General features: G+C 66.1%; 9 protein-coding genes. 6 read left to right on the top strand and 3 right to left on the bottom strand.

Going from position 1 to position 10,136, the window contains the following annotated elements:
* The first annotated feature begins 65 nt into the window (after positions 1 to 65).
* Complete coding sequence (locus LH128_RS24135; RefSeq protein WP_036522808.1) at positions 66 to 2,897, top strand: M16 family metallopeptidase; 2,832 nt, start codon at positions 66 to 68, stop codon at positions 2,895 to 2,897.
* Positions 2,898 to 3,067: 170 nt separating this feature from the next.
* Here LH128_RS24135 and LH128_RS24130 read toward each other — a convergent pair whose 3' ends face one another.
* Positions 3,068 to 3,946, bottom strand: a complete 879-nt coding sequence (locus tag LH128_RS24130) for an isocitrate lyase/PEP mutase family protein (protein WP_008832311.1) — start codon at positions 3,944 to 3,946, stop codon at positions 3,068 to 3,070.
* Between the two features lie 60 nt (positions 3,947 to 4,006).
* Entirely contained in the window at positions 4,007 to 4,705 is a 699-nt protein-coding gene (locus LH128_RS24125; protein WP_008832310.1) for an HAD-IA family hydrolase, read from the bottom strand.
* Positions 4,706 to 4,766: 61 nt separating this feature from the next.
* Here LH128_RS24125 and glmU point away from each other — a divergent pair, with 61 nt between their 5' ends.
* The gene (gene glmU / locus LH128_RS24120) at positions 4,767 to 6,134 is read left to right on the top strand and encodes a bifunctional UDP-N-acetylglucosamine diphosphorylase/glucosamine-1-phosphate N-acetyltransferase GlmU (protein ID WP_008832309.1); all 1,368 of its coding nucleotides are present in this window, start codon (positions 4,767 to 4,769) and stop codon (positions 6,132 to 6,134) included.
* A gap of 169 nt (positions 6,135 to 6,303) precedes the next feature.
* On the opposite strand, the gene LH128_RS24115 is transcribed toward glmU, so the two are convergent.
* Entirely contained in the window at positions 6,304 to 6,948 is a 645-nt protein-coding gene (locus LH128_RS24115; protein WP_327195252.1) for a tetratricopeptide repeat protein, read from the bottom strand.
* Between the two features lie 266 nt (positions 6,949 to 7,214).
* Here LH128_RS24115 and LH128_RS24110 point away from each other — a divergent pair, with 266 nt between their 5' ends.
* From LH128_RS24110 to glmS, 4 genes are all read left to right on the top strand, one after another.
* The gene (locus LH128_RS24110; protein WP_008832307.1) at positions 7,215 to 8,045 is read left to right on the top strand and encodes a TIGR00266 family protein; all 831 of its coding nucleotides are present in this window, start codon (positions 7,215 to 7,217) and stop codon (positions 8,043 to 8,045) included.
* 116 nt (positions 8,046 to 8,161) lie between these two features.
* A complete protein-coding gene (locus tag LH128_RS24105; protein WP_008832306.1) occupies positions 8,162 to 8,521 on the top strand; it encodes a ribbon-helix-helix protein, CopG family in 360 nt (119 codons plus the stop codon).
* Positions 8,518 to 8,886 carry a type II toxin-antitoxin system VapC family toxin gene (locus LH128_RS24100; RefSeq protein ID WP_008832305.1) on the top strand — a complete coding sequence of 123 codons (369 nt, stop codon included), beginning with the start codon at positions 8,518 to 8,520 and terminating at the stop codon, positions 8,884 to 8,886. Before LH128_RS24105 ends, LH128_RS24100 begins: the two co-directional genes overlap by 4 nt.
* A gap of 18 nt (positions 8,887 to 8,904) precedes the next feature.
* On the top strand, positions 8,905 to 10,136 hold a 1,232-nt coding region (gene glmS / locus LH128_RS24095; protein ID WP_008832304.1), incomplete at its 3' end, for a glutamine--fructose-6-phosphate transaminase (isomerizing).

Here is a 10,136-nt window from a genome sequence, read left to right as displayed (position 1 = left end):
CATCGCTGCGCGACAGGGAGGAACGTACTTGCCTTCGCCTTCCGGCCTTGGCACTCCTCAAGGCGATGAGAGTTTCCCTGATCGCGCTCCTTGTCGCACTGGCTCCCATGCCACTGGCTGCAAAGGACAAACCCGCCCAAGAGGCTGTCTGGGCCTTCGACCGCAGCGACATCCCGGTCGATCCCGATTTCCGCTTCGGCCGCCTCGCCAACGGCATGCGCTACATCGTCCGCCACAACGCGACGCCCGCCGGAACCGCGATCGTGCGCATGGACGTCGAGGCGGGATCGCTCGACGAATCCCCTGCCGAACAGGGCTTCGCGCATTTCCTCGAACACATGGCCTTCAACGGCTCGCAGCGCGTGCCCGAGGGCCAGATGGTGCCGCTGCTGGAGCGCGAGGGGCTGGCCTTCGGCGCCGACACCAATGCCTCGACCAGCTTCGACCGCACGCTCTACAAGCTGGACCTGCCCCGCAATGACCCCGCTCTGATCGACACCGCGCTGATGCTGATGCGCGAGACCGCGAGCAATCTCACCATCTCGCAGGAGGCGGTGAACCGCGAGCGCGGCGTCGTGCTGGCGGAAATGCGCGACCGCAATTCCTGGGCCTTGCGCAACGCCATCGACACGACGCGGTTCTTCTACCCCAAGTCGCTCTACGCCCAGCGCTTTCCCATCGGCACCGTCGAAACCCTGAACGCCGCCGACGCCGCATCCCTGCGCGCCTTCTACGAACGCGAATACGTCCCCGCCCACGTCACCCTCGTGGTGGTCGGCGATTTCGACGTCGCTGCGGTGGAGGCCGGCATCCTGCGCCATTTCAACGACTGGACCGCAAGGCCCGCCGAGCCCCAGCCCTTCCCCGGCCCGGTCAAGGCGAAGGACAAGGCGCGCACCGGCGTCTATCTCGACCCGGCCTTGTCCGAGCGCGTCACCGTCCAGCGCAACGGGACTTATCAGGACGAACCCGACTCGATCGCCGAGCGCCGCGAGACGCTGCTGCGCTCGATCGGCTACGACATCGTCAACCGCCGCCTCCAGCGCCTCGCCCGCAGCGCCGAGCCGCCGTTTCGGGGGGCGGGCTTCGGCACCGGCGACGTGTTCAAGGCGGCGCGCTCGACCCGCATCATCATCGACACCGTGGACGGCAAGTGGCGCGCCGGGCTGGAGGCAGCCGGAATCGAATACCGCCGCGCCCTCGCCTACGGCTTCTCGGCGGCCGAAGTCGCCGAACAGGTGGCGCAAGTGCGCACCGGCATCGTCAATGCCGCAGCCTCGGCCTCGACGCGCAGCAATGCGATGCTGACGGCACTGGCGCTCTCGCTGGTCGATGACGAGATGGTGCCCTCCACCCCGCAGTCGGGGCTGGAACGCTTCGAGCGCTTCGCCCCGCAGATCACCCCCGACGCCGTGCTGGCCGCGCTCAAGCGCGAGGCGCTGACACTCGATGCGCCGCTGATCCGCTTCCAGGGCCGCAAGGCGCCCGAAGGCGGCGAAACCGCGCTGCGCGACGTCTGGAGCGAGGTCATGCGCGCGAAAATCGACAAGGAAGCCGCCGCCGACACCGCGCAGTTCGCGTACACCGATTTCGGCCCGGCAGGGCAGGTCGTGTCGGACACCCGGCGCGAAGACCTCGGCATTCGCGAGGTGCGGTTCGCCAACGGGGTCATGCTGAACTTGCGCAAGACCGATCTGGAGAAGGACCGCGTGCGCGTGAGCCTCGCCATAGACGGCGGCGACCGGCTGAACACGCGCGAGAACCCGCATGCGACGCAGTTGGTGCCCAATCTCGACGATGGCGGCCTCGGCAAGCACAGCCGCGATTCGCTCGACACGATTCTCGCCGGGCGCAGCGTCGGGCTCGGGTTGTCGAGCGCGGCGGCGAGCTTCGATTCGCGGGTGACGACGACCCCGCGCGACCTCGAAATCCAGCTGCAGCTGCTAGCCGCGCTGGTCACCGACCCCGGTTACCGGCCCGAAGGCGAAGTGCGCTATCGACAGGCGATCAACAACTACTTCGCGCAGCTTGATGCGACCCCGGCCTCCGCGCTCGCGGCCCGCATCGGCGGCATCCTCAGCGACGACGACCCGCGTTTCAGCCTCGGCAACGTCGAGGATTATCGCCACTTGTCCTATGCCAAGCTGAAGACCGACGTGAGCGATCGGCTAGCCCGCGGCGCGATCGAGATCGGCCTCGTCGGCGACGTCGACGAAGACGCCGCGATCGCGCTGGTCGCCCGCACGTTCGGCGCCCTACCCGCGCGCGAGACGGTCTTCCACGGCGAGACCGGCCAGCCCCCGCGCCTCTTCGCGAAGGATCGCTCGGCGCGGATCGTGCGGCATACCGGCCCGGCCGATCAGGCGCTGCTGCGCATCACCTGGCCCACGCGCGACGATGCCGATCCGGTCGAGGCGCTCGAACTCGAACTGCTGGAACGGGTCATGCGCGTCGAACTGACCGACCAACTGCGCGAGGCGCTGGGCAAGGCCTACTCGCCCTCGGCATCGAGCCAGCTTTCGCACGAGTGGAAAGGCTATGGCACCTTCTCGGTCAACGCCTCGGTGGACGTCGCCGAAGTGCCCGCGACACGCGCGGCGATCCGGCAGGTGCTGGACGATCTGCGCAAGGCCCCGGTCAGCGCCGACATCCTGCTGCGCGCGCGGCAGCCGATGATCGAAAGCCTCGCCAACGCGCTCAAGAGCAATGCGGGCTGGATGGCACTCGTCGACCACGCGCAGTCCCAGCCCGATCGGATCGAGCGTTTCCAAAATGCGCGCGAACGGCTGCTGGCGCTTACCCCGGCGGACGTGCAGGCGATGGCGCAGCGCTACCTCACGCCCGAGGCCGGGCTGGAGGTGCTGGCGCTGCCGAAGGATGTGACGGAGCCGAAGTGACTCGTCGTCCCGGACTTGATCCGGGACCGCTGGCGGTCTTTAGGCGGGCGCTATGGGCCGGGGCTTCGACAAGCTCAGCCTGCGCGGGTTTGAGAGCGGATCTTTAAATCCCGCTCAGGCTGAGCTTGTCGAAGCCCCCGCAATGCAAGCTGCCCTCAGTCCCGGATTCGTTACCGCGCGTGATTGGGCCGCGTCGGCTTGCCGGTCCGCTCCGCCCAGTCGACGATGAGATCATCATACAGCTTCTGATCGATCAGGTCGTACTTCTCGGGGAAGTTCCGGAAAGCGTCCATCGCGCTGGCGACCGAGCCGGTTTCCATCAGTTCGCGCGCCATCTTCAGGTGGTTCACCGCCGCCGAGACCCAGCCCCACCCGGTCGAAAGCGTGAACCCCGTATCTGGCAAGTTGAACCCAAGCGTGCAAACCGGGATCGGCATATGCGGGATGACCTCGCCCTGCTGCTCGGGCGGAGCGCTGGCGAAAACGATCGCGTCGGCCCCCGCCTCGGCATAAGCGTGCCCCCGCCGGATCGCCTCTTCCACCGAGCCCGAACCGCCGCCGCCATTGGCGCTGGTGTAGAGTTCATCGCAGCGCGCGATGATCACCAGGCCCGAGTCGCCCCGCGCCTTCACCCCGGCCTCGATCCGGCACTGCATCTCCTCGATCGAGCACAAGCCGTTGACGTGCTTGGAATGCTTGGGGTTCACCTCGTCCTCGACGTGATACCCGGCGATCCCCGCCGCGACGTACATCTTCGTGAAGCGGTATGCATCGGCCACCGTCTCGCCCAGCGTATCGGCGTCGGCGATCAGCGGAATATCCATGGCCTGCGCGATGCGGCCCGCCTGATCGATCTGCTCGATCTGGCTGAAGATGCCGTTGTCGGGCACCGCATAGTGAAACGCCGAGCAGGCATGGCCGCCAAGATAGGCCGCCTTGAATCCGACCTGCTGCACAATCCGCCCGGTGAGCGCGCTGTAGGCCTCGGCGGCGACGAAATGCTCGCCGTTCTCGATCAGCGCGCGCAGCTTCTCACCCGGTGTCGGCATCGTCGGCTCTCCCTCTTTCGAACGGAGGGCTCGCACGAAGCCGCCGGGCGGGCAAGCGGGTCAGGCGGGTATCGGCCCCGCGTTGTTGCCGATCCGCTCGAGCGCGGGGACGAGCTGGTCGAAATGATCGATCACCGCCGCCGCGCCGAGTTCGCCCGGCGGCAGGTCGTTGAAACCGAAACTGACTGCGACGCACGGCAGCCCCGCCGCCGCCGCTGCGCGCGTGTCGTACGTGGTATCGCCGACATAGGCCGCACGCCCTTCCCCGCCGCGTTCCAGCATGAGCTGCAGCAGGTCGGGACGCGGCTTGGCCCGGCCGGGGCCGAGGGTGTCGCCGCCAATCACCGTGTAGAACCTCTCCGACAGGCCGAGTTCGCCGAAGATCTTCGTGGCGAACCGCTCCAGCTTGTTGGTGACGACGGCGATCTTCACGCCGCGCGCCGCCAGTTCGTCCAGCATCGCCGTGCCGCCGGGGAACAGACAGGTCTCGACCGCGATGTTCGCCTCATAGAAGGCGAGCAGCGCATCGTGCAGTTCCTCGAAGCGCACATCGTCCACCGCGCCGCCCGTCGCGACGAGCGCATTGGCGAGCATCTTGCGCGCGCCGCCGCCCACGAACCCGCGCACTTCCTCGCGCGGGACCGGTCGGCGGCCTTCCAGAGAAAGGGCGTGATTGACCGCGTGGCCAAGGTCGCCGAGACTGTCGAGAAGGGTTCCGTCGAGGTCGAAACCGACGATCTGAAAAGGAAAGCTGGTCATTGCGCCAAGCAGTGCAGGCTCGGGATGGAAACCGCAACAATTTGCTGGCAGGAGAGCACCCATGACTTTGGCCAGTAACCCCCTCGCAATCGTCGTCCTCGCCGCCGGCAAGGGCACCCGCATGAAGAGCGACCTGCACAAGGTGCTCCATCCCGTAGCCGGCCGCCCGATGCTGGAACATCTGCTGGCGAGCGCCGCGCAGTTGGCTCCCGAGCGGCAGGTCGTGGTCGCCGGGCATGGGCGCGAGCAGTTGGAAAAGGCGCTGGGGAGCCGCGCGACGATCGCGGTGCAGGAGCCGCAGCTCGGCACCGGCCACGCGGTGCAACAGGCCGAGGGCGCGCTGGCGGGGTTCGACGGCGACGTGCTGATCCTCTACGGCGACGTGCCCTTTGTCCGCGAAGAGACGATGCACGCGATGATCGCCCGCCTCCATGCCGAGGATGCCCCGGCAGTGGTCGTGCTCGGCTTCCAGCCCGAAGACCCGCTGCAGTACGGCCGCGTGCTCGCCCATGACGACGGGCGCATCGCGATGATGGTCGAGTACAAGGATGCCACCGAGGAACAGCGCGCCTGCCGCTTGTGCAACTCGGGCCTGATGGCGGTGAAGTCGGCCGATCTGTTCGACCTGCTCGCCAAAGTCGGCAACGAGAACGCCCAGGGCGAGTATTACCTCGTCGATATCGTCAATATCGCCACGCTCGAAGGACGCGCCTGCGCGGTGATCGTCACTGCCGACCCGGACGAAGTCGGCGGCATCAACAGCCGCGGCGAACTCGCCGAAGCCGAAGGGCGCTGGCAGAAGAAGCGCCGGGTGCAGGCCATGGCCGACGGCGTGACCTTGATCGCGCCGGAAACCGTATTCTTCGCCTGGGACACGAAGCTCGGCCGCGACGTCACCGTCGAGCCCAACGTGGTGTTCGGCCCCGGTGTGACCGTCGCCGATAACGTCGTCATTCACGCCTTCTCGCACCTCGAGGGCGCAACGCTCGAAAGCGGCGTCGCCATAGGACCCTACGCTCGCCTGCGGCCCGGCGCGGTGCTCAAGGCCGGGTCCAAGATCGGCAACTTCGTCGAGATGAAGAACGCCGTGCTGGGCGAAGGCGCCAAGGCCAACCACCTCACCTACCTCGGCGACGCGGTGGTCGGCGCGGGCGCCAACATCGGCGCGGGCACGATCACCTGCAACTATGACGGCTACTTCAAGCACAAGACTGTGATCGGCGAACGCGCCTTCATCGGCTCCAACAGCGCGCTGGTGGCGCCCGTGAAGATCGGCGCCGATGCGATCGTGGCGGCGGGCAGCGCGGTCACCCGCGACGTGGCCGATGGCGAACTGCGTCTCGTGCGCGGAGAGCAACTGGTCAAGCCCGGCTGGGCCGACCGCTTCCACGACGCGATGAAGAAGAAAAAGGCCGAGTTGAAGGGCTGAGCTGACGTCAAAGGACAGCGCCCGTCATCCCAGCGAAGGCTGGGACCGCTGGCCGCGTAGAGCCCAACCCTCTGCTGCAAAGTGCTAACGCAACGTAGCGCCTAAAGATTTGACAGCGGTCCCAGCCTTCGCTGGGATGACGGGCTTTGTCTTCAAACGCCTTGCTGTCTTACGATCCAATCACCTTCCTGCGCGCGATATTGCTCAGCTCTACTTTGGCGATCTCGCTCTTGGGATCGTACTGCAGCGACTGGTCGTAGAACTTCTCCGCCTCGTCATACTGCCCCATCGCCGCCTTGGTGAAACCCATCCCCCGCAGGGCGCGCGCCGCTATCCGTGCGTCCTTGCCGGTCGTGGACTTGTCGACCACGGCCCACGCCTTGGCGAACAGATCGTAGCTGCCTTGCCAGTCACGGCGCGATTTGAAGAGTTCGGCATATTCGTTGGCGAAATGGGCATTGCCCGGCGCCATCTGCGAGGCCTGCCGCAATTCAGCCTCGGCAAGATCGCCGCGACCGAGATCGATGAGCGCGAAGCCCTTGCCGAAATGCGCCTCGCACAGCGCGGGATCGACTTCGACAGTGGCACCGGAAGCCGCTCCGCCATCACGGCAAAGGCGTGGGCGCAAATCGCCGGAAAGCCGCTGGTCGGCATCGGCGATGACCTTGTCGAACAGCTTGACCGCCTGCGCCTGCTTGCCCTGACGGATCAGATCGTAGCCCTGCTGGACATGGGCGGCGGCGTCGAAGCGGGTATCCGTCACCCGCGCGGCGGGTGCGAAACTGGCCGCCACAAGATGCGGCTGTTGCTGCACGGGTTCGGCATGAGCCGTTCCCGCGATGAAAATCGAAACAAGAACGGAAGACGCAATTCGAGCGTTCATCGGTGTTTTTCCTCTCCCCAAAACACCGATACCGCGCCGGTCTGTGCCGAGCCCTTCTACGTGGGCCAATCGTCAGACAGTGTTCGTTGAACTGCGAAGAATATCCGACCGGCGCGGTTTGACAAGTCATCTTGCCGAAATCAAACCCTCGTCTCATCGCACATGGCCCGCTGGTGGGCCGACGACGGAGATTTTCGATGGCAAACAGCCCCTGGAGCCATACGCGCAGTTCATCGCTTTCCGACGACGTCGATTTCGAGATCAAGGGCCAAGAACTCCAGTTCGTCGAGATCGAACTCGATCCCGGCGAAAGCGCGGTGGCCGAAGCCGGGGCGATGGTCTGGAAGGACGCCTCCATCGACATGACCACCGTGTTCGGCGACGGCTCGGCGGATCAGGGCGGCGGCTTCATGGGCAAGCTGCTGGGCGCGGGCAAGCGCCTCGTCACCGGCGAGAGCCTGTTCACGACCGTCTTCACGCATCGCGGCTCAGGCAAGGCGCGCGTATCCTTCGCGGCGCCCATCCCCGGCTCGATCCTGCCGATCAAGCTGGACGAAGTCGGCGGACGGCTGATCTGCCAGAAGGACGCTTTCCTGTGCGCCGCGCGCGGCGTGTCCATCGGCATCCACTTCCAGCAGCGCATCATGACCGGCCTGTTCGGCGGCGAAGGCTTCATCATGCAGAAGCTGGAAGGCGACGGCTGGGTCTTCGTCCAGATGGGCGGCACCGTGATCGAGCGCGAGCTTCGCGCCGGAGAAGAACTCCACGTCGATACCGGCTGCGTCGCCGCCTTCCAGCCCAGCGTGGAGTTCGACGTGGTGCGAGCAGGCTCCGTCAAGTCCATGATTTTCGGTGGAGAAGGCGTGTTCTTCGCTCGCCTGCGCGGCCCCGGGAAAGTCTGGATCCAGTCGCTGCCGTTCTCGCGGCTCGCCGGGCGGATGCTGGCGGCGGCAGGCTCGACCGGCGGTCAGAACCGCGGCGAGGGATCGCTGCTGGGCTCGCTGGGCAACCTCATCGACGGCGATTGATGACGCGAATGTAATGTGCAGGACAGCGCCCGGTCATCGGCAATCCGACACTGTCCTGCCATGGCTCACGATACATCCGCCTTGCCGATGATATCACGATATGATATCGCGATATCATGACGCGCATTCTCGCAGACCTGCCCGACGAGGACATCCGCTGGCTCGACGCCCGCGCCGCCGAACTCGGCCAGTCGCGCGCCTCGGTCCTGCGCGAGGCGGTATCGACCTACAAGGCCCAGGCGCAGCCGGCGAGCGGCAAGGACTGGCTGGATCAGGCTTTCGGCATCTGGAAGAACCGCCAGGACATCGGCGATCCAATAGATTGGCAACGCCGCGAGCGCGCTTCGTGGACCCGGCCGTGGGATAACGACTACGAAGAGGTGAAGGCCGAATTTCCGGACCTTTTCGACGAGCAGGATGACCGCGAACGCGCGCATTATCTCGCCCAATCCGGCCGGAAGCCGTCTGCGGAATGAGCGGCTATTCGTTCGACAGCAATATCCTGATCGATGCGCTGAACGGTTTTCCGCCCGCCCACGCCGAGATCGCACGTGTTGATCGGCCCTGCATAAGCAGGCTGGTCTGGACTGAGGTTCTTTCCAAGGAAGGCGGCGCAACTCTCAGGAACATACAGATATTCCTGTCCGGCTTCCTGATCGAGGAAGTGGATGCGGAGATCGCTCGCCATGCCGCAGCGCTGCGACGTGAGCGACCGAAACTGAAATTGCCCGACGCGATCATCCTGGCCTCTGCGCAAGTGCGCCAGCGCATTCTGGTTACACGAAATACCAAGGATTTTCCGGCAAGCATGCCGGGCATCCGCGTCCCCTACTCTCTCTAGACCAAGGCACTTAATCTCATGTGTGGCATCATCGGCATCGTCGGCAAGGAAGACGTGGCGGACCGGCTGGTCGACGGCCTGCGCCGGATGGAATATCGCGGCTACGACAGCGCGGGCGTCTGTACGCTGTTTGACGGCCAGCTCGTGCGCCGCCGCGCCGAGGGCAAGTTGATGAACCTCGTCAAGGAACTGGCGCGTGATCCGGCGCCGGGCCTGACCGGCATCGCCCATACCCGCTGGGCCACCCACGGCGCGCCGACCGCCGCCAATGCCCACCCGCACGCGACCGCCGAACTGGCGCTCGTCCACAACGGCATCATCGAGAACTTCAAGCCGCTGCGCGAGGCATTGGAATCGCGCGGGCGCACCTTCGAGAGCCAGACCGACACCGAAGTCGTCGCGCATCTGGTGTCCGAGCAGGTCGAAGCGGGCGTATCGCCGGAAGACGCCGTCAAGGCGGTCCTGCCGCAGCTGCGCGGCGCCTTCGCGCTGGCCATCGCCTTCCGCCGCTTCCCGGACATGCTGATCGGCGCCCGCCTCGGCTCGCCGCTGGTCGTCGGCTACGGGGATGGCGAGACCTACCTCGGATCGGACGCGCTGGCCCTCGCCCCGCTGACTCAGAAGATCACCTACCTCGAGGAAGGTGACTGGGTCGTCATCACCCGTGAGGGCGCGACGATCTACGACGCCGACAACAATCCGGTGACGCGCGAAGTCGTCACCTCCGGCGCGTCGGCCGTGGCGATCGAGAAGGGCAATTTCCGCCACTTCATGCAGAAGGAAATCTTCGAGCAGCCCACCGTGGTCGCCCAGACGCTGCGCAGCTATCTGCGCCAGGTCGACCAGTCGGTAGCGCTGCCGCAGATCGATTTCGACCTCGGTTCGGTCAAGCGCATCACCATCGTCGCCTGCGGCACCAGCTTCTACGCCGGCATGGTCGCGAAGTACTGGATCGAGACTTTCGCCCGAGTACCCGTCGATATCGACGTGGCCAGCGAGTTCCGTTACCGCGACCCGGTTCTGGAAGACGGCGGCCTCGCCCTCTTCATCTCGCAGTCGGGCGAGACGGCCGACACCCTCGCCGCGCTCAAGCATTGCAAGGCGGCCGGGCAGACCATTGCCGTCGTCGTCAACGTGCCCACCAGCACGATGGCGCGCGAGGCGGACCTGCTGCTGCCGACCCACGCCGGTCCGGAGATCGGCGTCGCCTCGACCAAGGCCTTCACCTGCCAGCTGGCGGTGCTTTCCGC

Origin of the sequence: Sphingomonas sp. LH128, from assembly GCF_000293195.2 — a bacterium.
Classification (GTDB): Bacteria; Pseudomonadota; Alphaproteobacteria; order Sphingomonadales; family Sphingomonadaceae; genus Novosphingobium; species Novosphingobium resinovorum_A.
This window is presented reverse-complemented; position numbering and strand designations above follow the sequence as displayed.